Source organism: Mycobacterium sp. URHB0021 (genome assembly GCF_054057895.1).
In genome coordinates this window covers 1438210-1460901 of sequence record NZ_JBSRZT010000002.1, presented here as the reverse complement: position 1 = coordinate 1460901, position 22692 = coordinate 1438210, and the positions used below count along the sequence as shown (strand labels likewise).

General features: G+C 66.0%; 21 protein-coding genes. 13 read left to right on the top strand and 8 right to left on the bottom strand.

Annotation, left to right across the window (positions count from 1 at the left end; translation table 11 throughout):
• The first annotated feature begins 10 nt into the window (after positions 1 to 10).
• Complete coding sequence (locus tag ACVWWN_RS09335; RefSeq protein ID WP_457149065.1) at positions 11 to 673, top strand: MspA family porin; 663 nt, start codon at positions 11 to 13, stop codon at positions 671 to 673.
• 43 nt (positions 674 to 716) lie between these two features.
• Here the strand turns inward: ACVWWN_RS09335 and ACVWWN_RS09330 are convergent, their stop codons facing one another.
• Positions 717 to 1793 (bottom strand): zinc-binding dehydrogenase, encoded by a 1077-nt coding sequence (locus ACVWWN_RS09330; RefSeq protein ID WP_457143644.1) that lies wholly within the window; start codon positions 1791 to 1793, stop codon positions 717 to 719.
• A 94-nt stretch (positions 1794 to 1887) separates the two neighbouring features.
• On the opposite strand from ACVWWN_RS09330, the gene ACVWWN_RS09325 reads away from it, so the two are divergent.
• The gene (locus ACVWWN_RS09325) at positions 1888 to 2928 is read left to right on the top strand and encodes a LacI family DNA-binding transcriptional regulator (protein ID WP_457143643.1); all 1041 of its coding nucleotides are present in this window, start codon (positions 1888 to 1890) and stop codon (positions 2926 to 2928) included.
• A 20-nt stretch (positions 2929 to 2948) separates the two neighbouring features.
• On the opposite strand, the gene mmsB is transcribed toward ACVWWN_RS09325, so the two are convergent.
• Genes mmsB through chvE form a run of 3 tightly spaced genes read right to left on the bottom strand, consistent with a single transcriptional unit; the run spans position 2949 to position 6826 of the window.
• Entirely contained in the window at positions 2949 to 4199 is a 1251-nt protein-coding gene (gene mmsB, locus ACVWWN_RS09320; protein WP_457143642.1) for a multiple monosaccharide ABC transporter permease, read from the bottom strand.
• A complete protein-coding gene (gene mmsA, locus ACVWWN_RS09315) occupies positions 4200 to 5708 on the bottom strand; it encodes a multiple monosaccharide ABC transporter ATP-binding protein (RefSeq protein WP_457149064.1) in 1509 nt (502 codons plus the stop codon). It lies immediately after the preceding gene.
• 14 nt (positions 5709 to 5722) lie between these two features.
• The gene (gene chvE / locus ACVWWN_RS09310; RefSeq protein ID WP_457143641.1) at positions 5723 to 6826 is read right to left on the bottom strand and encodes a multiple monosaccharide ABC transporter substrate-binding protein; all 1104 of its coding nucleotides are present in this window, start codon (positions 6824 to 6826) and stop codon (positions 5723 to 5725) included.
• A gap of 383 nt (positions 6827 to 7209) precedes the next feature.
• Here chvE and ACVWWN_RS09305 point away from each other — a divergent pair, with 383 nt between their 5' ends.
• The 8 genes from ACVWWN_RS09305 to araA are packed head-to-tail and all read left to right on the top strand — an operon-like array spanning position 7210 to position 16750.
• Positions 7210 to 8187 (top strand): ABC transporter substrate-binding protein, encoded by a 978-nt coding sequence (locus ACVWWN_RS09305; protein WP_457143640.1) that lies wholly within the window; start codon positions 7210 to 7212, stop codon positions 8185 to 8187.
• 49 nt (positions 8188 to 8236) lie between these two features.
• The gene (locus ACVWWN_RS09300; RefSeq protein WP_457149063.1) at positions 8237 to 9745 is read left to right on the top strand and encodes a sugar ABC transporter ATP-binding protein; all 1509 of its coding nucleotides are present in this window, start codon (positions 8237 to 8239) and stop codon (positions 9743 to 9745) included.
• Positions 9742 to 10827, top strand: coding sequence for an ABC transporter permease (locus tag ACVWWN_RS09295; RefSeq protein WP_457143639.1), 1086 nt, complete (start codon positions 9742 to 9744; stop codon positions 10825 to 10827). The genes ACVWWN_RS09300 and ACVWWN_RS09295 overlap by 4 nt, the downstream gene beginning before the upstream one ends.
• Positions 10824 to 11825 carry an ABC transporter permease subunit gene (locus tag ACVWWN_RS09290; protein ID WP_457143638.1) on the top strand — a complete coding sequence of 334 codons (1002 nt, stop codon included), beginning with the start codon at positions 10824 to 10826 and terminating at the stop codon, positions 11823 to 11825. Before ACVWWN_RS09295 ends, ACVWWN_RS09290 begins: the two co-directional genes overlap by 4 nt.
• Entirely contained in the window at positions 11822 to 12850 is a 1029-nt protein-coding gene (locus ACVWWN_RS09285) for a LacI family DNA-binding transcriptional regulator (protein ID WP_457143637.1), read from the top strand. The genes ACVWWN_RS09290 and ACVWWN_RS09285 overlap by 4 nt, the downstream gene beginning before the upstream one ends.
• Before the next feature lie 8 nt (positions 12851 to 12858).
• Positions 12859 to 14526, top strand: a complete 1668-nt coding sequence (araB, locus tag ACVWWN_RS09280) for a ribulokinase (protein WP_457143636.1) — start codon at positions 12859 to 12861, stop codon at positions 14524 to 14526.
• Positions 14523 to 15230: an L-ribulose-5-phosphate 4-epimerase gene (locus tag ACVWWN_RS09275; RefSeq protein WP_457143635.1), complete on the top strand. Its 708-nt coding sequence runs from the start codon at positions 14523 to 14525 to the stop codon at positions 15228 to 15230. The genes araB and ACVWWN_RS09275 overlap by 4 nt, the downstream gene beginning before the upstream one ends.
• Positions 15231 to 15238: 8 nt before the next feature.
• On the top strand, positions 15239 to 16750 hold the full coding sequence (gene araA, locus ACVWWN_RS09270; protein WP_457143634.1) for an L-arabinose isomerase: 1512 nt from the start codon (positions 15239 to 15241) through the stop codon (positions 16748 to 16750).
• Between the two features lie 19 nt (positions 16751 to 16769).
• Here araA and ACVWWN_RS09265 read toward each other — a convergent pair whose 3' ends face one another.
• Complete coding sequence (locus ACVWWN_RS09265; RefSeq protein WP_457143633.1) at positions 16770 to 17294, bottom strand: gamma carbonic anhydrase family protein; 525 nt, start codon at positions 17292 to 17294, stop codon at positions 16770 to 16772.
• Positions 17295 to 17393: 99 nt separating this feature from the next.
• Here ACVWWN_RS09265 and ACVWWN_RS09260 point away from each other — a divergent pair, with 99 nt between their 5' ends.
• Genes ACVWWN_RS09260 through ACVWWN_RS09250 form a run of 3 tightly spaced genes read left to right on the top strand, consistent with a single transcriptional unit; the run spans position 17394 to position 19440 of the window.
• Complete coding sequence (locus tag ACVWWN_RS09260) at positions 17394 to 18551, top strand: Rieske 2Fe-2S domain-containing protein (protein WP_457143632.1); 1158 nt, start codon at positions 17394 to 17396, stop codon at positions 18549 to 18551.
• A complete protein-coding gene (locus tag ACVWWN_RS09255) occupies positions 18548 to 19009 on the top strand; it encodes a hypothetical protein (protein ID WP_457143631.1) in 462 nt (153 codons plus the stop codon). The genes ACVWWN_RS09260 and ACVWWN_RS09255 overlap by 4 nt, the downstream gene beginning before the upstream one ends.
• Before the next feature lie 50 nt (positions 19010 to 19059).
• Positions 19060 to 19440, top strand: coding sequence for a helix-turn-helix domain-containing protein (locus tag ACVWWN_RS09250; RefSeq protein ID WP_457143630.1), 381 nt, complete (start codon positions 19060 to 19062; stop codon positions 19438 to 19440).
• Positions 19441 to 19578: 138 nt separating this feature from the next.
• Here the strand turns inward: ACVWWN_RS09250 and ACVWWN_RS09245 are convergent, their stop codons facing one another.
• From ACVWWN_RS09245 to ACVWWN_RS09235, 3 genes are read right to left on the bottom strand one after another with little or no spacing between them, the layout of a single operon-like run.
• Positions 19579 to 20724, bottom strand: a complete 1146-nt coding sequence (locus ACVWWN_RS09245) for a sulfotransferase family protein (protein WP_457143629.1) — start codon at positions 20722 to 20724, stop codon at positions 19579 to 19581.
• Entirely contained in the window at positions 20724 to 21497 is a 774-nt protein-coding gene (locus ACVWWN_RS09240) for an SDR family oxidoreductase (protein WP_457143628.1), read from the bottom strand. Before ACVWWN_RS09240 ends, ACVWWN_RS09245 begins: the two co-directional genes overlap by 1 nt.
• The gene (locus tag ACVWWN_RS09235) at positions 21497 to 22624 is read right to left on the bottom strand and encodes a hypothetical protein (RefSeq protein WP_457143627.1); all 1128 of its coding nucleotides are present in this window, start codon (positions 22622 to 22624) and stop codon (positions 21497 to 21499) included. The genes ACVWWN_RS09240 and ACVWWN_RS09235 overlap by 1 nt, the downstream gene beginning before the upstream one ends.
• Between the last annotated feature and the right edge of the window lie 68 nt (positions 22625 to 22692).

Genomic DNA, 22692 nt, shown 5'->3' with positions numbered 1-22692 from the left:
AAGGAGAACTATGCTGAATCGCTTTGCCGCACTGGCCGCCTGCACACTGCTGCCGCTTGCGACGGCGCCCATCGCGTCGGCTGACCCGTCGCCCGCCGCGAATCCGGAACCGGAGCCGGACAACGGCGTGGTGGCGTCCAATCCACCCGGCGTGGTGACGAGTCCGGACGGTTGGGTGCTGAACGTCGCAGCGACAAATGAGACTCAGCTGCCGGTCGCGCCGCTGACGACCGCGACGTCATCGCGCGAGTATCTCGTCGGAGGCACGTTCACCGGTACGGTCACGGGCGTCGGCAAGACGAGCCTCCACGGCGGCACGCTCGAGGCGGGCTACCAGATCGGCTGCGGCATCGACCTTGCCTGGGTCGAACTCTTGGGCCAGGCGGGTGCAGGGCTCACCTTCGGGTCGGCGACCGGTGTGGTACCCACCGGCGTCAACTTCCCGGTCTCCGGCACCATCGCGATTTCCCCGAGGCCCGGCACGGTCTCCACCGTCGTCGTCGACAAGAAGTCCTTCAAGGCCGCGCCCGCGCGCGTCACTCTCAAGGACGTCCGCATCAAGGACGACGGGTGCATCGGTCAGTCGTTCCTGCGGTCGTACGCAACGCTTACCAGTGCGACGACCGACACAGACGACGTCGTCGCCTACTACGGCGTGATCAAGGCCATCTGACGTCAAGCATTACGCGATGGCTTCGGGCAGGCGAATATGTCCATCACCGCCGCAGCCGTGGCTCGGCGACCACTAGCTCCCCCGGTTCGACGATCACCTTCAGGCCCCGCCGGTCGGCGGCGACGGCGAAGGCCTCTTCGACGCTGTCGAGACGGTAGCGATGGGTGACAATCGAGGAGACGTCGATGAGGCCCTCGCCGACCAGCCGAATCGCCCGCGGATACGCATCATTCATACGCCGCACCAGCACCAGCGTGAGCCCCTTGCGCCGAGCCGTCGACGCTTGAAAACTGGTCCGGTCGCCATCCGGGATTCCGCCGAGCACCACCCGCGCACCGGGCCGCGCGGCACGCACGGCGGCCTCGACGGCCCTGTCGGAACCGGCCATCTCGAACACCACGTCGGCGCCGAGGCGAGCGCCCGCGCCCGATAACGCCTCCGTCAGCAGCATGTCATCACCGGCCTCCGTCGACCCGAGCGCGACATCGGCCCCGAAACGGAGCGCGGCGTCGCGGCGGTGCGCCAATGGTTCGACGACCACCACCCGGCCGGCGCCGGACCGCCGGGCGGCCTGCACCAGAAGCAGGCCGATGGGCCCGGCACCGATCACGGCGACGGTCGACCCGATCCGCAGATGTCCCAGATCCAGCGCGTGCAGGGCGACTCCGAGCGGCTCGAGCATGGCGCCGTCGGCGGCGGACAGCGATTCGGGCAACGGGTGCAGCGCCGACGACGGCCACGCGATGTACCGCCGCAACCCGCCGTCGACGCCGCCGTGGCCGGCGAAGACGATGTCCGGGCACAGATTGTGATCACCGCCCACACAGACCTCGCACCGCCGGCAGGGCAGCGCAGGGTCCACCGCCACCGGCATCCCGTCGCGCGGGCCGCCCTCGATCACCCCGGCGAATTCGTGCCCGGGTATCAACGGTTGGACCAGCCGGGCGTCACCGATGCCGGCCTCGGTGAACCAGTGCAGGTCCGAGCCGCACAGCCCGACCGCGTCGACACGCACCAGCTCCTGGCCGGCGGCCGGGGACGGGACGGCGTCCGTCCCCGGCCGGACGTCGCGCACGCCGTGCAGGCGGGCGACGGGTGAGGTGCGGGATGCGTTCAACATGGATCTCCTGGAAACACGGTCGACGGGATTACGATGCGACGACCACCGACTGGCTATTGACAGGCCCCTGACGGCTCGGGAGGAGGTCGCGGAGATGGCACAGACTCCGGACCGGCCGACGCCCGATCAACGCCGTCCCGTCAACATGTTCGACGTCGCCAAGTGGGCCGGGGTATCGCATCAGACCGTCTCGCGGGTGCTCAACGATCCGGGGGCGGTGCGGGAGTCCACCCGCCACCGGGTGAACACTGCCATCGAGGAACTCGGTTATCGCCGTAATCTCGCCGCGCGCGCCCTCGCGACGCACCGGTCGAAGACCCTTGGCGTGGTGTGTTTCGACACCACGCTCTACGGGCCGGCGAGCATTCTCTACGCGATCGAGCACGCCGCACGCGCCGCCGGTTACTACGTCAGCGTCGCCAGTGATTCCACGGTCGACAGCACGACCCTGCCCAGGGCGTTGAGCCGCCTGGCCGAACAGTCGGTGGAGGGCGTCGTGGTCATCGCCCCGCTCGCCGAAACCCGGCAGGCCCTGGTCCTGTCGCGCAGCGCCACCCCGATCGTGGCGGTTGATGCCATCGGTGGTCTCGGCCTGCCGATGGTGAGCGTGGACCAGTTCGACGGGGCGCGCCAAGCCACCCGCCACCTCCTGGATCAGGGCGCTTCGACGGTGTGGCACGTCGCGGGGGCGGAGGGCTGGACCGAGACGGAGGCCCGGCTGGCCGGCTGGCGGGACGAGTTGATCAGGGCCGGCCGGTCGATATCCGAACCGCTGCAGGGCAACTGGTCGCCCGCCTCCGGTTATCGGACCGGCATCGAACTGGCCGCCCGGACCGACGTGGAGGCCGTCTTCGTCGCCAACGACCAGATGGCACTCGGTGTCTTGCGGGCATTCGCCGAAGCCGGTCGCCCGGTACCCGAGGATGTCCTGGTGGCCGGCTTCGACGACGTGCCCGAGTCGGCGTACTACTCGCCGCCGCTGACCACCGTCCGGCAGGACTTCGCGACGGTCGGCCAGACGAGTGTCGAGTTGCTGACGGCGAGAATCGATCAGCCCGACAACCCGCCTCCGGTCGGCGAACCGATCCTGGTGCCTGCCCAACTGATGATCAGGCAGAGCACAACACGTCGATGAGATCGGGCCGCGGCCGCGGTTCAGCGTCCGCCCTTGCGCTTGTTGTACACGTCGAATCCGACCGCGGCGAGCAGCACCAGCCCCTTGATCATCTGCTGTACGTCGCTGCCGATACCGAGGATCGACATGCCGTTGTTCAGCACGCCGAGCACCAGCCCCCCCACGATCGCACCGAAGACGGTGCCGACTCCGCCGCTGGAGGACGCACCGCCGATGAAGGCCGCCGCAATGGCCTCGAGTTCGAAGTTGATGCCCGCCTGCGGGGTCGCCGAGTTCAGCCTCGCCGCGAACAACAGGCCCGCGACCGCGGCCAGCATCCCCATGTTGACGAACACGAGCAGGGTGGTCCGTTCGTTACGGATTCCGGAAAGTGCTGCCGCGGCCTTGTTTCCGCCGACCGCGTAGATCTGCCGCCCGAGGACGGTGTTGCGCATGACGAAGGCGTACACCAGCGTCAGCACGACCAGGATGATGCCCACGATCGGCACCCCACGGTAACTGGCCAGCAACAGCGTGACGACCGCGAGTGCGACCACGATCCCCGCGCATTTCGCAACGAACAGCGCGATCGCCGAAACCTCTTGGCCGTAGCGGATCTGGGAGCGCCGCCGACGTATCTGCACCGCCACCGAGGCCACCATCATCACCACGCCGAGGATGACCGTCGGCCAGTGGTAGACCGCGTTGACCCCGATCTCGGGCAGAAAGCCGCTGCTGACCTGTTCCAGCCCGTGCGGCATGGGCGCAATCGACTGACCTTCCAACAGGTACTGCGTGGCGCCGCGGAACACCAGCATGCCGCCGAGCGTGACGATGAACGAAGGGATGCCGACGTAGGCGATCCAGAAGCCCTGCCACGCACCGATGATCGCGCCCATGCCCACGCACAGCGCCACGGCCACCGGCCACGGCATGTCATTACGCACCATCAGGACGGCGGACATGGCACCGATGAATCCGGCGATCGAGCCGACGGACAGATCGATGTGCCCGTTGATGATCACGATGACCATCCCGATCGCCAGCACCAGGATGTAGCCGTTCTGCTGAATGATGTTGGTGACATTCAGCGGCTTCAGCAGGATGCCACTTGTCCAGATCTGAAACAGGGCGACGATGGCCACCAGGGCGACCGCCATCCCGGACTGGCGCACGTGGGACATCAGGAACGCCGAAACGCGTTCCCGTAAACCGGGCGGTGTCGGCGCCGCACCGCCTGGGCGCTGCGGTGCCTGTGGATTTCCGGACGGCTGTTCGACGGTTGTGGTCACCTATGTCCGCCCTTTCATCATGTACTTCATCAGCGTCTCCTGAGAGGCGTCGGCCCTCGGCACCTCGCCGGTGAGGCGACCCTGGCTCAGGGTGTAGATACGGTCACAGAGGCCGAGCAGTTCGGGCAGCTCGGACGAGATGACGATCACGGCCTTCCCGCGTGCGGCGAGTTCGTTGATGAGCGTGTAGATCTCGTACTTGGCGCCGACGTCGATGCCGCGCGTCGGCTCGTCCAGGATGAGGATGTCGGGGTCGGTGAACAGCCACTTGCTCAGCACGACTTTCTGCTGATTGCCGCCGGAGAGCTTGCCGGTGACGGCCGATACCGAGGAGGCCTTGATCTTCATCGAGGTGCGGAACCGCTCCCCTACGCCGGCCTCCTCGTGGTGGTTGATGACCCATCGCCGGCTGACCTTGCGCAGTGAGGCCAGTGTGATGCTCTCGGCGATGGTGTCCATCAGGTTCAGGCCCAGGTGTTTACGGTCCTCGGTCGCGTAGGCGATGCCGTTTCGGATCGCCTCGGCTGCTGTCCTGGTTCTGATCTCCCGGTCACCCTTGAAGACCTTGCCACTGACGTACTTTCCGTAGGCGCGACCGAAGACGCTCATCGCAAGTTCGGTGCGGCCAGCGCCCATCAGACCTGCGATGCCGACTATCTCACCCGCGCGCACGTTGAGCGACACGTCGTCGACCACTTTCCGGTGCTGATCGATGGGATGCAGGACGGTCCAGTTGGACACCGCGAAGGCGATGTCCCCGACCTCGCGTTCCAACCGCGGCGGAAACCTGTGGGTGAGGTCGCGGCCGACCATGCCGCGCACGATGCGATCCTCGGTGAGCTCCTCATCGACGCCGATGGTCTCGATGGTGCGCCCGTCGCGGATGATGGTGATGGTATCCGCCACCTGCATCACCTCATTGAGCTTGTGCGAGATGATGATCGACGTGATGCCGTACGTACGTAGCTCCACGATCAGGTCCAGCAGGTGGCGGCTGTCCGAATCGTTGAGCGCCGCGGTCGGTTCGTCGAGGATGAGGAGCCGCACCTTTTTCGACAGCGCCTTGGCGATCTCCACCAGCTGCTGTTTGCCCACGCCGATGTCGGCGACCCGGGTCTGCGGGCTCTCGGCAAGCCCCACCCGTTCGAGCAGGGCCTGCGCCTCGGTCAGGGTCCGGTCCCAGCCGATCACGCCGTATCTGTTGACTTCGTTTCCCAGAAAGACGTTCTCGGCGATCGACAGGTAGGGCACCAGCGCGAGCTCCTGGTGGATGATCGCGATACCACATCGCTCGCTGGAGCGAATGTCCTTGAACTCACACGGCTTCCCGTCGAACAGGATCTCACCCGCATAGCTGCCGTGTGGGTGAACCCCGGACAGCACCTTCATCAGTGTCGACTTCCCCGCCCCGTTCTCCCCGCAGATCGCGTGGATCGCGCCGGCGCGCACCGTCAGGTCCACCTCGGAGAGCGCCGTCACGCCGGGGAACTCCTTGGTGATGCCGCGCATCTCGAGCAGAGTCGTCACTGCACGTCGCTCTGGCTGTAGTAGCCGGAGTCGATCAGCACCTTCTGATAGTTCGACTTGTCGACACTGATCGGCTGCAGCAGGTACGACGGCACCACCTTGACCCCGTTGTTGTACGTCTTCGTGTCGTTGACCTGCGGCGCACCACCGGTGAGCACCGCATCACCCTCTTGCACAGCGGCTTTAGCCAATTCCCTGGTGTCCTTGAAGACCGTCTGGGTCTGTTCGCCGGCCACGATGGATTTCACCGACGCCAGCTCGGCATCCTGACCGGTCACCACGGGCAGCGGTTTGGCGGCGTTGCCGTAACCGGAACTCTTCAGCGCCGAGATGACGCCGCGGGAGATACCGTCGTAGGGCGAGAGCACCGCGTCCACGCGCGCCGTCGTATAGGCCTGACTCAGCAGGTTGTCCATCCGGGACTGGGCCAGCCCGCCGTCCCAGCGCAGGGTGCCGACCTGGTCGAAGGACGTCTGCCCACTGCGCACGACGAGCGCTCCCTTGTCGATGTAGGGCTGCAGCACGCTCATGGCACCGTCGAAGAAGTAGGTCGAGTTGTTGTCGTCGGGCGAACCGGCGAACAACTCGATGTTGAACGGGCCCTTACCCTGAGCCAGTCCGAGCTGGTCGACGATGTAAGTGCCTTGCAGCACACCGACTTTGAAGTTGTCGAACGTCGCGTAGTAGTTGACGTTCGGGGTGCCCTTGATCAGCCTGTCGTAGCTGATCACCGGGATCTTCATATCGGCCGCGTGCTGCAGCGTGTTGGTCAGCGACGAGCCGTCGATCGGCGCGATGACCAGCAGCTTGACGCCCTTGGTGATCATGTTCTCGACCTGCGATACCTGGTTCTGGACCACGTCGTCGCCGTACTGCAGATCCGTGCTGTAGCCGAGCGCCTTGAACTGATCGACCATGTTCTTGCCGTCCGCGACCCAGCGCTCCGACGACTTTGTCGGCATCGCGATACCGACGGTGCCCTTGGCCCCGTCTCCCCCGCCTCCCCCGGCGGTGCCGGTATCGGCCGCTCGCCCGCATCCCGAGAGCATGACAGTGATGAGCATCGCCAGCGCCGCTGCGAGCCAGGTTATCTTCCGCACGAAATCCTCCTGAGTGGGCCGCGCGCGCGGTATCCACCCGCGGCAGCAACGATCCAGAAAGCCTGCAGGTCGTGCCGCAGGCCTTGGCATCCCGACCGAAATGTGAGCGTTAACATTCCGCGTGTCAGTATGTGAGCCACTTCACTGGGTTGTCAACAGTCTATTCCGTAATCGTGGTTGAACTGGTAATTCCCGCCCATATCGAGATCGGCGGGCCAGTGACAGGTGAATCGTGCCTTCGTGGAACAGACCGTTGACAGGCGGAAAATGTTAGCGCTAACATCCTGCACTGTTACGCGGGTCACATCCGCGGTCGGGGTCTGCTTCACCACCCCGGCCTTTCGGCAAACGACCGCAGCCAGTCCACAGACCAAGGAGTCGTGATGAGACGAACAATCACAGCCGCGCTCGCAGCGGTGACGGCGTGCGCGGCGGTCGCGTGCGGCAGTGGGCATGCGCCCGGTAGCGGCGGCGCGGATGACGGCCGGCTCACGTTGGGCTTCTCCCAGGTGGGCGCCGAGAGCGGATGGCGCACCGCCAACACCAAATCCATTCAGGACGCGGCCGCCCCGGCCGGCATCGACCTGAAGTTCTCCGACGCCAATGGCAAGCAGGAGAACCAGATCTCGGCAATCCGGTCGTTCATCCAGCAGCACGTGGACGTCATCGGGTTCAGCCCTGTGGTCCGCACCGGCTGGGATGCGGTGCTACTCGAGGCGAAGAACGCCGGTATCCCGGTGATCCTCACCGACCGGGCCGTCGACACCCAGGAAACCGATGTCTACAAGACTTTCGTCGGCGCCGACTTCGTCGAAGAGGGCCACCGGGCCGGGGACTGGGTGGTCTCCCAGTACGCCGCGGCGCAGGCGCCGGTCAATATCGTCGAACTGGAGGGAACCACCGGCGCCGATCCCGCCATCGACCGGAGTAAGGGCTTCTCGGAGTCCATCGCGGCCAACCCGAACCTAAAGGTAATCGCTTCGCAGACAGGCGATTTCACCCGGTCGGGCGGCAAGCAGGTGATGGAGGCGTTCCTCAAGGCGAACCCGAAGATCGACCTGGTCTTCGCACAGAACGACGATATGGGCCTCGGCGCGCTCGAGGCCATCGAAGCTGCCGGTCTGAAGCCGGGACAGGACATCAAGATCGTCGCCGTCGACGCCACCCATGACGGCATGCAGGCCCTGGCCGACGGCAAGTTCAACTACCTCGTTGAATGCAATCCCCTGCTCGGGCCGCAACTGATGGATCTCGCCAAGAAGGTGGCCGCCGGTGAATCGGTGCCGCCGCGGGTCGTGACGCCCGACCAGACGTTCACCCAGCAGCAGGCCGCCACTGTCCTTCCGGATCGCAAGTACTGAGCGCATGTGTGCGACACCCAACGAGGCGCCGCCCGCGCCGGTGGTCGACATGCGCCCCGTGGTGGAAATGAGTGGCGTCAGCGTCTCGTTCCGCGGCGTCAAGGCCCTCGACGGCGTGACGATGCGGCTGCTGCCCGGAGAGGTGCATGCGCTGATGGGCGAGAACGGGGCCGGCAAGTCGACGCTGATCAAGGCACTCACCGGCGTGTACGGCGTTGACAGTGGGCACATTTCGGTGGGCGGTCAGGCGGTTCGTTTCTCCGGTCCCCGGCAGGCGCAGGACGCAGGCATCAGCACGGTGTATCAGGAAGTCAACCTGTGCCCCAACCTCAGCGTGGCGGAAAACATCATGCTGGGTCGTGAGCCACACCGATACGGCCGCATCGATCACCGCGCCATGAACCGCAAGTCCCGCGAGCTGCTCTCGCACCTCGAGCTCTCCGTCGACCCGCGGTCGACCCTGGGCAGTCATCCCATCGCCATCCAGCAGCTCGTCGCCATCGCCCGGGCCACGGCGGTATCGGCCCGGGTTCTCATTCTCGACGAGCCGACATCGAGTTTGGACTCCGGTGAGGTCGCCGAACTGTTCCGGGTGGTCCGCCGACTGCGGGACGCCGGCACGGCAGTGCTGTTCGTTTCGCATTTCCTCGACCAGGTGTACGAGATCTCCGACCGGATGACGGTGTTGCGCAACGGCCGCCTGGTCGGCGAGTTCCGCACCGCCGACCTGAGCCGTCACCAGCTCATCGCCGCAATGCTGGGCCGCCAGCTCGACGTCCTCGAGGACATCGGCCACCCGGCCGCCGGCGTCAGCCGCGACGACAGCGTGGCGCCGATGCTGCGTGCGGTCGACATCGGGCGCAGACCCCGTGTCCATCCGCTCAGCATCGACATCCATCGTGGCGAGGTGGTCGGGCTGGCTGGTCTACTCGGCTCCGGCCGGACGGAACTGGCGCGCTTGCTGTTCGGCGCAGATCGTGCCACCGGCGGCCAGATTGCGATCGACGGGAAGCCGACCCGACTGCGCTCACCGCGGGCGGCGATCGCCAGACGCCTCGCATTCACTTCTGAGGACCGCAAAGGCGAGGGCATCGTCGGCGATCTGACGGTCCGCGACAACCTGGTGCTGGCGCTGCAGGCCCGGCGCGGTTTCGCCCGGCCACTTCCGATGAAGACCAAAAATCAACTGGTCCAGCGTTATATGGAAGCCCTCGATATCCGCCCACGGGATCCGGACGTGCTGATCAAGAATCTCAGCGGAGGCAACCAGCAGAAGGTACTGCTGGCGCGCTGGCTGATCACCGGGCCGAGGCTGCTCATCCTCGACGAACCGACCCGCGGTATCGACGTCGGCGCGAAGGTGCAGATCCAGAAATTCGTGGCCGATCAGGCGACGGACGGGATGGCCGTGCTGTTCATCTCGGCCGAGCTCGACGAGGTCGTCCGGATCAGCGACCGCGTCGCCGTGATGCGCGACGGGCACAATATCGCTCAAATCGACGGTCGTACCACTGTTTCTGAGTTGACCGCCCTGATCGCAGGCGGAGACGTCGCATGATCCGCCGCCTGACCGCCTCACCGCTGCTGTGGCCCGCACTGGCGCTGGTGGCGTTGCTGGCGGTCAACGTCGTTATCACCCCGTCTTTTCTTACCGTCCGGATCGAAGACGGTCATCTCTACGGCAGCCTCATCGACATACTGCGCAACGGCGCACCGACGATGCTTGTCGCGTTCGGTATGACACTGGTCATCGCCTCCCGCGGTATCGATCTCTCGGTCGGCGCGGTGGTGGCCATCGCCGGCGCGCTCGCGTGCGCGCATGTCGCGTCGGCGGCCGACCCGACGAGCGTGACGACCATCGCGGCAGCGATGGCGATTGCGCTCGGCGCCGCGGCCGTTCTGGGGTTGTGGAACGGCATGTTGGTGTCTGTGTTCGGGATTCAACCGATCATTGCCACCCTGGTGCTGATGACCGCCGGTCGCGGCATCGCTCTGCTCATCACCGGCGGCCAGATCGTCACTGTCGAAGGTGAGCCGTTCAAGGTTCTGGGCGCGGGGTACGCCCTCGGTCTGCCGGTGGCGATCCTGGTGAGCCTCGCGGTGTTCGCCGTGGTCGGGCTGGTCACCCGGCGCAGCGCATTGGGCATGCTGCTCGAATCGATCGGGGTCAACCCTGACGCCAGCCGGCTCGCCGGGGTGCGATATCGCACCATCGTCTTCGCGGTGTACGTCTTCTGTGCGTTGTGCGCGGGCATCGCCGGGCTGATGATCGCCTCCAACATCTCCGCCGCCGATGCGAACAACGCCGGACTGTGGATCGAGATGGACGCGATTCTCGCGGTGGTCATCGGCGGCACCTCGCTGCTGGGCGGTCGCTTCAGCCTGACCGGGACCATGTTGGGTGCGCTGATCATTCAGACGCTGACCACCACCGTCTACACCGCTGGGATCACCCCCGAGACGACGCTGGTCTTCAAGGCGTTGGTCGTGATCGCCGTCTGCCTGATGCAGGCGCCGAAGTTTCGTCATCTGCTGGCCCGGCGACGCGCCGGCTCGGCGACGGGGTTGGGTGCCGCAGCCATGTCGGCCCCGGCTTCCGCGTCCTCGACACCGAATCCCGACAAGGTGGGTGCCGCATGAGTGTCCCCGTTCTGCGCCGCCCGGATATCACGCTGTCCACCGTCACGGGACGGGCCAGGGGCCGTTACCTGTCACCCATCGCATCCCTGGTGCTCTTCATCGCGCTGTTCACGATCGTCGTCGTGCGCTACGACTTCGCCAGCCCCGCCCAGGTTTTCCTCAACCTGCTCGTCGACAACGCCTACCTCATCGTCCTGGCCGTCGGGATGACGTTCGTGATCCTCACCGGCGGAATCGATCTCAGTGTCGGGTCGGTGGTGGCGCTGTCGACGGTCATCCTGGCGAAATCCCTGCAGTGGGGCTGGCCGACACCCGTCGCGATCGTGGCCGTGCTCCTCGTCGGTCCGCTGTTGGGGCTGCTGATGGGGACCATCATCGAGGCCTTCGACGTCCAGCCGTTCATCGTGACGCTCGCCGGCATGTTCCTGGCCCGCGGGCTGTGCTACGTCATCAGCGTCGACACGGTGGCGATCAAGGACCCGCTGCTGCGTGCGCTCGGTCTGGACTACCTCTATCTGTACGACGACAAGTTCATTCGATGGACGGTGGTCATCGCGCTGACCTCGGTCGTGGTGGCGGCCTATGTGCTGCACCAGACCCGCTTCGGCAGAACGGTTTACGCGATCGGCGGCAGCCGCCAGTCCGCGCAGCTGATGGGTCTGCAAACCGCCCGCTCCCGGGTGTCGGTGTATGTCATCAGCGGGTTCTGCGCCGCGCTGGCCGGCATCCTGCTCGGCGTCCAGAAGCTGTCCGGCTACAGCCTCAACGGGGTGGGCCTGGAACTCGACGCGATCGCCGCCGTGGTGATCGGTGGCGTCCTGCTGTCCGGCGGCGTCGGATTCGTGCTCGGTTCGCTGATCGGCGTTCTGGTGCTCGGCACCATTCAGGTCCTGGTCACCGCTGAGAATCTCGACTCCTATTGGACCAGGATCATGACCGGCATCCTGCTCCTCGGATTCGTCCTGGTGCAGCGCGTCCTGGTCAGGGACAGCAGATGAGGACAGACCCGATCCCGCGACGGCCGGTGATGGCCGATGTGGCACGCCTGGCCGGCGTCTCGCACCAGACCGTCTCCCGGGTCATCAACGGCTCCAACAGCATTCGACCCAGCACGCGGGCGCGGGTGGAGCGGGCGATTGCCGATCTGGGGTATCACCCCAACACCGCCGCGCGCGCACTGGTCACCCGCAAGTCCAAGATCATCGGGATCATCGCCAGCAACACCGCGCTGTACGGACCGGCCAGTATCCAGTACTCGATTCAGGAAGCCGCCCGGACCGCCGGTTACTTCACCAGCCTGGTGACGCTGTCCGCGGTCACCCATGACGAACTGCGCGGCGCGCTGGAGCATCTGAACCGTCAGTCGGTGGAAGCGATCGTGATGATCGTGACACAACAGGACGCACTCGCGGTGGTGCGCTCCGAGGCCACCGCAACGCCGCTGATCGTGGTCGAGGGTGAACTGTCCGGGCGGGGCATGAGCGTCGGGGTGGACCAGACCGCGGGCGCGCGGTTGGCGACCCAGCATCTCGTCGACCTCGGCCACCGCGACATTGTCCACATCAGCGGTCCGCTGAGCTGGACCGAAGCCCGTGCCCGCCGCGCCGGATACGTGGAGACCATGCGCGAGGCGGGCCTGCCGGTGCGCGCGGACCTCGAAGGTGACTGGAGCCCGGCTCGCGGCTATCTGGCCGGCCGGGAACTGGCCAGGCACCGTCAGTTCTCGGATTTCTCGGCGGTATTCGTGGCCAACGACCAGATGGCGATCGGCGTACTGCACGCCTTCGCGCAGGCGGGCATCGACGTGCCCGGTGATGTCAGCCTGATCGGCTTCGACGACGTACCCGAGGCGGCGTATGTCAACCCCGCGCTGAGCACGGTCCGGCAGGACTTCCACGCCGTGGGGCAGCGGGCGATCGAACTGCTCACGACCGGCCAGGCCGGCGTCGAATCGGCCACCCCGTTGCTCGCCCCGGAACTCATCGTACGCGACAGCACCCGATCACCCGCCCCCAAACCATGAGGACAGGCATGTACCGTGAGAAGTTTACTGTAGGAGTCGATTTCGGCACACTGTCCGGCCGCGCGGTGGTGGTCCGGGTCGATGACGGTGAGGAACTGGCCACCGCCGACCACGTCTACGAGCACGCCGTGATGACCAGATCGCTGCCCGTGGGCGCCGCACAACTGCCCGCCGAATGGGCGCTGCAGGTGCCCGAGGACTACCGGAACGTGTTGCGGACCGCGGTGCCCGACGCGATCGCCCGCGCGGGTGTCGACCCCAGGGACGTCATCGGCATCGGCACCGATTTCACCGCTTGCACCATGGTCCCGGTGCGGGCCGACGGCACGCCGCTGTGCGAGCTGCCGCAGTTCGCCGAGCGGCCGCACGCCTACGCCAAGCTGTGGCGACACCATTCCGCGCAACCGCAGGCCGACCGGATCAACGCGGTGGCCAGGGACCGAAACGAACAGTGGCTCAAGCGCTACGGCGGATCGATCTCCAGCGAGTGGGAGTTCGCCAAGGCCCTGCAGATTCTGGAAGAGGATCCGCAGGTGTACCGCGCGATCGACCGCTGGGTCGAGGCCGCCGACTGGATCGTCTGGCAACTGTGCGGGACATACGTGCGCAACGCGTGCAGCGCGGGTTACAAGGGCATCCTTCAGGACGGCCGGTACCCGTCGGCGGGCTTCCTCGCCGCCGTTGCGCCCGGATTCGCCGACTTCGTCGAGACCAAGTTGGCCCACCCCGTCGGTGCGCTGGGGCATGCCGCGGGCAGTCTGACCGCCGAGGCCGCGCAGTGGACAGGTCTGCCCGCCGGGGTACCCGTGGCCGTCGGCAACGTCGACGCACACGTCACCGCGGCGGCGGCGGACTCCACCGAGCCGGGCCAGCTGCTGGCCATCATGGGCACGTCGACCTGCCACGTAATGAATTCGGATGTGCTGGAAGCGGTTCCGGGTATGTGCGGCGTCGTCGACGGTGGCATCGTGGCGGGCTACTGGGGCTACGAGGCGGGGCAATCAGGGGTCGGTGACATCTTCTCGTGGTTCGTCGACAACTGCGTTCCCGAGTCCTTTCAGCAGCAGGCCCGGCAGCGCGGGGTGTCGGTGCACGATCTGCTCACCGACCTGGCCACCGGGCAGCCGGTCGGCGCCCACGGCCTGGTCGCCCTGGACTGGCACAGCGGCAACCGCTCGGTACTGGTCGACCACCAGCTCTCCGGCGTGATCGTCGGGCAGACATTGGCCACCACGTGTGTGGATATGTACCGCGCCCTGCTGGAGGCCACCGCCTACGGGACCCGGATGATCGTCGAGACCTTCGTGAAGAGCGGCGTGCCGGTGCGTGAGCTCGTGGTCGGGGGCGGCCTGCTGAAGAACCGGCTGCTGATGCAGATCTATGCGGATGTGGTGGGAATGCCGCTGTCGACGGTCAATTCGGCGCAGGCGCCGGCGCTGGGTGCGGCGATTCACGCCGCCACCGCCGCCGGCGCCTACCAGGATGTGCCCGCCGCGGCCAAGCAGATGGGCGGCCGGACCCGCGACGCCTACGTTCCGATCCCCGACAACGTCGCCCGATACGACCGGCTCTTCGCGGAGTACGTCAGGATGCACGACTGGTTCGGTCGCGGTAACGCGATGATGCGCACCCTGCGCGCGATTTCGGCCCCCGCCAACATTGGAGCGTCCCGATGACCGTCACCTCGGAGATCACCACCGCCGTGGCAGCGCTGCGCCGGGAGGTGTGCGACCTGCACGCGCAGCTGACGAAATACCAGCTGGTGACGTGGACGGCGGGCAACGTCTCGGCGCGCGTACCCGGCCATGATCTGCTGGTGATCAAGCCGTCGGGGGTGGATTACGACGCGCTGACCGCCGACGACATCGTGGTCTGCGACCTGCACGGCAATCTGGTCGACGGTGCGCTCGCGCCGTCGTCGGACACGGCGGCCCACGCTTACGTCTACCGGCACATGCCCACCGTCGGCGGTGTGGTGCACACCCACTCCACCTACGCGACGGCGTGGGCGGCACGCGGTGAGCCGATACCGTGTGTGCTGACGATGATCGCCGACGAGTTCGGTGGCGATATCCCGGTGGGGCCGTTCGCACTCATCGGTGACGACTCGATCGGCCGCGGCATCGTGGACACGTTGCGCGCCAGCCGATCTCCGGCGGTTCTGATGCGCAACCACGGGCCGTTCACCATCGGCCGCGACCCGCGCGCCGCGGTCAAGGCCGCGGTGATGGTCGAGGACGTCGCGCGGACCGTGCACATCGGCCGCCAACTGGGCGCGCTCGACCGGCTCGACGGCCGCGACGTCACCCTTCTTTTCGACCGCTACCAGAACGTGTACGGCCAATCGTCTGCCAACGTGCACGGCGTGCAGGAGAGGTGAACGCTCCCATGATCGATTCGCGCATCCACGACAGCGAGGTGTGGTTCGTCACCGGGAGCCAGTCGATGTACGGCCGGGACACGCTGGATCAGGTCGCCCGGCAATCCCGCGACATCGCGGAGCGCCTCGACGGCTGTTCGGAGATCCCGGTGCGCGTGCACTGGGTGCCCACCGTCGTCAGCGCCGACAACATCGCCGCGGTGATCCGCGCGGCCAACGACGACGACCGCTGCATCGGGGTCATCGCGTGGATGCACACGTTCTCCCCGGCCAAGATGTGGATCCGGGGCTTGCGCAGCCTGCAGAAGCCGCTGCTACACCTGCACACCCAGTACGGCGTCGAATTGCCCTGGGAGTCCATCGACATGGACTTCATGAACCTCAACCAGGCCGCGCACGGCGACCGCGAGTTCGGCTACATCCAGACGCGGCTGTCCACGGCCCGCAAGACGGTCGCCGGGCACGTGGACGACGAACGAACCCGCGTCCGCGTCGGGGCCTGGACCCGCGCCGCCCTGGCCACCGCCGAACTCGCGACACTGCGGGTGGCGCGCTTCGGCGACAACATGCGCGATGTCGCGGTCACCGAAGGGGACAAGGTGGAGGCCGAGGCGCACTTCGGTGCGTCGGTCAACACGTACGGAGTCAACGACCTAGTCGCCACCGTCGGGCGAGTCTCCCCCACCGAGGTGGACAAGCTCGTTCGCGAATACGAGCACGCGTACCGCCTGGCACCCGAACTGCGGCCCGGCGGCGACCGTCACACCTCGCTTCGGCACGGCGCGCAGATCGAAGCCGGTTTGCGGAAGTTTCTGGAAGCCGGCGGCTTCCACGCATTCACCACGAACTTCGAGGATCTCGGCGGGCTGCGCCAACTGCCGGGGCTGGCCGTGCAGCGGCTGATGGCCGACGGATACGGATTCGGCGGGGAGGGTGACTGGAAGACCGCGGTGATGTTGCGGGCGGTGAAGGTGATGGCCGAGGGGCTGCCCGGTGGCACCTCGTTCATGGAGGACTACACCTACGACCTGACCGCCGGAGCCGAGCGGGTGCTGGGCGCCCACATGCTCGAAGTGTGTCCCTCCATCACCGATGAGACACCGACCCTGGAGGTGCATCCGCTGTCCATCGGTGACCGCGAAGACCCGGTCCGGCTGCGTTTCACCGCGACGCCGGGCGACGCGGTGATCCTGGGCATCAGCGATATCGGCACGCGATTCCGCCTGGTGCTGAACGAGGTCCGGGTGGTGCAGCCGACGGCGCCGATGCCTCGGCTACCGGTGGCATGTGCCGTCTGGGAGCCCAGGCCCAGCTGGTCGGTCGCCGCCGAGACCTGGCTGATGGCTGGCGCACCCCACCACACGGTGCTGTCCACCGCGGCGGGCACCGACATGATCGAGGACTTCGCCGCGATGACGAACACCGAACTGCTGGTCATCGACGCCGACACCACGGTTCGCGGGTTCATCAAGGAGCTGAAGTGGAACGACGTGTACCACCACGCGGCCGCGGGGCTGTGACTCCCGGCGGCGGGCGCCCTTAGACCTCGGTCAGTCCCGACAGGTATCGGCGGGCGAGGTCCTGGTACGCGGCGGGATTGCCGTCCACCCAGATCGCGGCGCCGGTGCCGGCGATCGGGCCCCTGACCTTCGCCGGGGCGCCGGTCACCATGACTTCGTCGGGGATCTTGGTACCGCCGACCACCAGCGAGTGCGCGGCGATCAGGCTGCGCGAGCCGATGACGGCTCCGTCCAGCACCGTGCACTGGTTGGCGATCACCGCCTCGGCGCCGATGTGCACCCCGTGAATCACGCAGCCGTGCGCGATGGTGGCGCCCGGGCCGACGTCGACGGGGATTCCGGGCGGCGCATGCAGTACGCAGCAGTCCTGCACGTTGGCGCCCTCGCGGACGATGATGGGGGCGAAATCGGCCCGCAGCACCGCGTTGAACCACACCGAGGCGCCGGCCTCCACATGGACGTCGCCGATCAATGTCGCGGTGGGGGCGATGAAGGCGCCGGGGTCGACCGTCGGTGAACGGCCCTCGAATGCGTACAGGGGCATTGTCTAGATATACCGCAGGTAGAAACTGATGAGATTGCGCGCCGTGAGGTAAAAACTGTAACGTGTTCTAGTTGGAGAGCACAGATTGGGAGGCCACAGGTGAGCACCGAAACCGCAGGCATTCGCGAGATCGACACCGGCGCCCTGCCCGACAGGTACGCACGGGGCTGGCACTGCCTGGGCCCGGTCGGGGATTATCTGGACGGCAAACCCCACTCCATCCAGGCCTTCGGCACCAAATTGGTGGTGTTCGCGGACTCGCACGGGGACCTCAAGATCCTCGACGGGTACTGCCGTCACATGGGGGGTGACCTGTCGCAGGGAACCATCAAGGGCGATGAGGTGGCCTGCCCGTTCCACGACTGGCGCTGGGGCGGCGACGGCAAGTGCAAGCTCGTGCCCTATGCGAAACGGACACCGCGACTGGCCCGCACCCGGGCCTGGTCCACTGACGTCCGCAGCGGCCTGCTGTTCGTCTGGCACGACCACGAGGGCAATCCGCCGACACCCGAGGTGCGGGTCCCCGACATTGCCGAGTTCGCCAGCGATGAGTGGACCGACTGGCGGTGGAACTCGATCCTGATCGAGGGCGCCAACTGCCGGGAGATCATCGACAACGTCACCGACATGGCGCACTTCTTCTACATCCACTTCGGCCTGCCGTCGTATTTCAAGAATGTGTTCGAGGGCCACATCGCGTCGCAGTACCTGCACAACGTCGGCCGGCCCGACGTCAATGATCTGGGCACCTCGTACGGCGAGGCTCATCTCGACTCGGAGGCGTCGTACTTCGGGCCGTCGTTCATGATCAACTGGCTGCACAACAACTACGGCGGCTACCAGGCCGAGTCGATCCTGATCAACTGCCACTACCCGGTCACCCAGGATTCGTTCGTGCTGCAGTGGGGCGTCATCGTCGAGAAACCCAAGGGCCTCGACGAAGCGATGACGGAGAAACTGGCCACGACGTTCACCGCAGGAGTCAGCAAGGGTTTCCTGCAGGACGTCGAGATCTGGAAACACAAGACCCGTATCGACAACCCGTTGCTCGTCGAAGAGGACGGCGCGGTCTATCAGATGCGCCGCTGGTATCAGCAGTTCTATGTCGACGTCGCCGATGTGTCGCCCGATATGACCGACCGCTTCGAGATCGAAGTCGACACCACCGCCGCCAACGAGAAGTGGCATGTCGAGGTCGAGCAGAACCTCAAACAGCAGGCCGAAGCGAAGGAAGCCGAGGAGCAACCGGCGACATGACCCAGACGCCCGACGTCGACCGGCTGGTCCGATCGATGTTGCAATTGCACGGAGACCACGACGACGAGGGTCAGCCGGCAGGCAGTGGCGAGTCCGTAGTTTGGGGCGGGAGTTGGTCCAAGGCACCGGATTTCGCAGCCGACCCTGACCGCGCCGCGGCCGTCCACCAGGCGACTCGACGCGATCGCGACCGCTATCTCACCGCGGGCCTGACGCCCGTCGACTGCCGGTTCTGCCATGTGGCGGTCGACGTCAAGAAACTCGGGCCGGGGCATACGGCCGTGCAGTGGAACAGCGAGGCATCGCAACGCTGTGCGTACTTCGCCGAGATCCGGGAGTCCGGTGGCGAGCCGGCCCGCGCCCGGTCCTGCCCGAAGCTGGCCGACAGCATCAAACACGCCGTGGCAGAAGGCTGTTTGGAGGAGGTATCGAGCGCGCCGTCACCCGGCGACGGCTGAGCAGGACCCCGATATCTGGAATGCCGTCCGTCTTTCAGGGATACGGGGGTATGGGTGGCAGCACGTCCGGTGCCACGACGCTCGAACGTGGGCTGGGGCTTCTCGACCAGGTGGCCAACGGCGCCGTGCGGCTCGACGACATCGCCCGCGCAGCAGGGTTGAGCCGTTCATCGACCCATCGAATGCTGACCACGCTCGTCGACACGGACTTCCTCAGTTTCGGCGTCAACCACCAGTACCGCCTTCGGATCAAACTGCTCCAGTTGGGCGGCTACGCGCAGGCAACCATCGATGTCTCCCGCGAGATACAAGGTGCGCTGGAAGCGGTTTCAGCCCGCACGCTGCAATACCTGCGCGACTCCCGGCCCGCGCTGACGCCACTGCTACCCGCACGCTTCCAATCACATTGGGGCGCAGCCCCCAGCGCGTAGGCGTTCGCGCGTCATCGTGTTGCGTCCGCCTCGGTGAGCAGGTCTCGGTCCGCGGTTTCCAGCGCGCGGATGGTGGCCACCACTGTGATCGCCATGATCGCCATCATGTAGATCGCTACCGGCACCCCGTGCAGTGACTCAGAGTCCCTTGAAGCGTTCCTTGACCTGTTGGTCGGTCAGACCGTAGTCGGCAAGCGAGTAGGTGTGCTTCGGCGCGCGCGGCCCCTGCTTGCTCTCGGCGTCGCCGGCCTCCATCGCCGACCGGGCCGCCTCGGTCATCTCGATTCCGAAGTACCGGTAGACGGCTTCTACGGTCCGCACCGGGTCGGCAATGAGTTCGAAGTAGTCCATGTCGTAGAACTGAGCCGGATCATGTTTGGCCCGTTCGGCATCGAACAGTTCCAGGCCGCGTGACCAGGTCTCGAGTGAGTCCCGGCCGATCGTGTCTCCCACGAACGAGTTGGACCAGCCCTCGGTCGTGTGCTGCGCCAGCGAGCACATCGACGCCATGATGGTCTCGGCGGGCCGGTGGCACTGGATCACCAGCGCATCAGGATATGTGGCGAGCAGTGCGTCGAGCGCGAAGAGGTGGCTGGGGTTCTTCAGTACCCACCGCTTCCCCGCGTCGTTCAGCCCGATCAGCTGGAGATTTTTGCGATGCCGCCGATAGGGCCTGGTCCAATCCTGCTTCGACAGCCACCGCGAATAGGTCGGGATGTGGGCCAGCGTCTGGTAGGACACCGAATGCAGCGACTGCCGCAGCAACTGCCAGCACTCCTCGACCTCGTCGGCGGTCATGTAGTGCAGGCCCGTGTAGTCGGGGTTCGCCTCGTGGGCCTTGGTGAATTGGGCGTCGATCTGCTGGAAAACCGGGTTCTGAGACCATGTTTCGCGTGGCGGACGCGGTTGTGGAAATTCCGCGAGCCACAACTCGAGCCCCTGATGCCTGGGATCGGCAGTCAGCAGTCGGTGCACCGCGGTGGTGCCGGTGCGCGGCAGTCCGGTGACGAAGATCGGGCGCTCGATCGAGACGTCGGCGTGCTGGGGATACTGCTTGAACGCCGCCTCCGACACCAGCCGTGCCACCAGCGCATTGCGCACGAAAAACCGTTGCATCTTGCTGCCGATCTCCGTCAGATCGGCGTCCCGGGCATAGGAATCGAGCAGCACACCCAGGGCTTCCCGATAGTTGTCGTCGTCGTCGCCGAAATCGTCGAGACCGCACGCCTTCGTCGCCGAGACGTGCAACTCGTCGACGGTGCCGACATCGGTCCTGATGGTCATCAGGCCTTGTACTCCCCGCAGTTCACATCGAGGGCTTGGCCGGTGATCCCGCTGGAGAGATCGCTTGCCATGAAGAGGATCGCCGAAGCGACCTCATCCTCGGTGGGCAGTCGCTTCAGGTCGGAGGCGGCGGCGGTGGCCTGGTAGATCTCGTCGACGGTAGTGCCGTATTTCCCGGCCTGGTGGCTGAAGTAGCTCTCCAGCGTGCTTCCCCAGATATATCCGGGGAGAACCGAATTCACTCGGATGCCCTGGTCACCCAGTTCGGTCGCCAGCGACTGGGACATCGCCAGCAGCGCCGACTTCGCCATCTTGTAGGCGCCGTACTTCGCCTGGGAGTGCCGGACCACCATCGAGTTCACATTGACGACCGAACCCTTGGCTTCGGCCAGTGCGGGTGTGAAGCCCTGAATCAGCCGTAGCGCACCGAACACGGTCAGCTCGATCGCATCGCGCATGTGGTCAAAGGTGGTGTTGGCCAACGTCTTCATCGACGGCACGCGGAATGCATTGTTGATCAGCACGTCGACCTTGCCGTAGGCCTTCAGCGCCTCGTCCACGAGATTGTCGACCTGAGCCTCGTCGGTGATATCGGTGCCGACCGAGACCGCGCGCCTGCCGAGGTCGGTGATCTGCTTGGCCACATCGTCCAGGCGCTCAACGGTCCTGGCGGCCAGCACCAGGTCGGCGCCCGCCTCGGCGCATCTCCGGGCGAGTGTGGTGCCCAGCGCCGGCCCTACCCCGCTGATCACAACGACTTTGTTGTCCAGCATCAACCCACCATCCTGTCGGCAATCTGCTTCTGGCGCAGAGCGATCCGCGCGCGCCAGTCCCCCTCGGAGATCTTGTTGGACTCGTGATACGGCAGCGCCGCCGCGACCTTGTCCAGCTCGACGAGTTCCACAGTGGGACCGTCGGCCGCGGTGAGTTCACGTGACAACCGCTGCCAGCGGAACTGCAGATAACCCTTCCGGTGTCCGACGGTCTCGACCCAGTTCGTCACGCCCGGGTTGCCATCGGCGACCACGTAGCGGATTTTGCCGTCCGGATCCGCCTGCGCCTGAGTTCCGTTCAGCGAGGTCTGGTGGTTGATGTAGTCGAGCGAGATGTACCACAGGCTGCCGAGCTGGAAGCCGAGGTACGGCGCGTCGGTGACGGGCAGGGTGATGATCAGCGCCTGTTCCGGCGTCAGGTCGAAGTGCCCGACCGACGAGTATTGCGTCGCGAGTCCTCCCGGCGTCAGGCGGGGCGCAACCATCGTGTTGACGGGAAGGTTGTTGTAGAACCATTGCGGGAACTGCAGCCAGGTCTTGACCCGTTGCACCAGTTGCTTTCCCGCTACGGCATAACGCTTTTCGATCAGCTCCCGGGTCAGTGGTGGCGGTGCGGTGCCCGCGGTGTCCGTTCTGGCGATACCGATGTATCCGCGCTGGGCGGACCAGTCGTTGTACACCTCGCGCACGACCAGCTGCGAGGGACTGTCGGGGGTGATCCGCCACTCGAAGAATCCGTCGTCGTCGATGTCGAGTTCGCGGTCGTCGAACGCCGCCTGGCTCTCGGGCACGTTGTCGTCGGTGTACTCACCGCCGAGCATCTGAAAAACGAGGTCGGTGGTGGTGCCCCGCTTGCCGGTGACGACGTACTCGTGTCCGGGCTGCACGCGGGTGCCGAAATACATCGCGTCCGGGTTGTCCAGCCCCATCTTGGTGAACGGCCCGGTGCCGGACTGCATGAACGGATGGTCCCGCTCGTAGTCGAAGGCCAGATGCGTGCATCCCGCAATGCAACCGGCGAAGTACTGGAGGCCCTCGAGGAGGTCGGGTTCGGATTCGATGAACGGAGCGGCGGCGATGAGACTCTCGGCCTCGGTGATCGCATCGGTCAGCGGCTGGGAGTACACCCCTAGAAACTAGAACGTGTTTCTGTTTTACGTCAATAGCGAACTGTTCAGCACGTCGGCCGGTACCC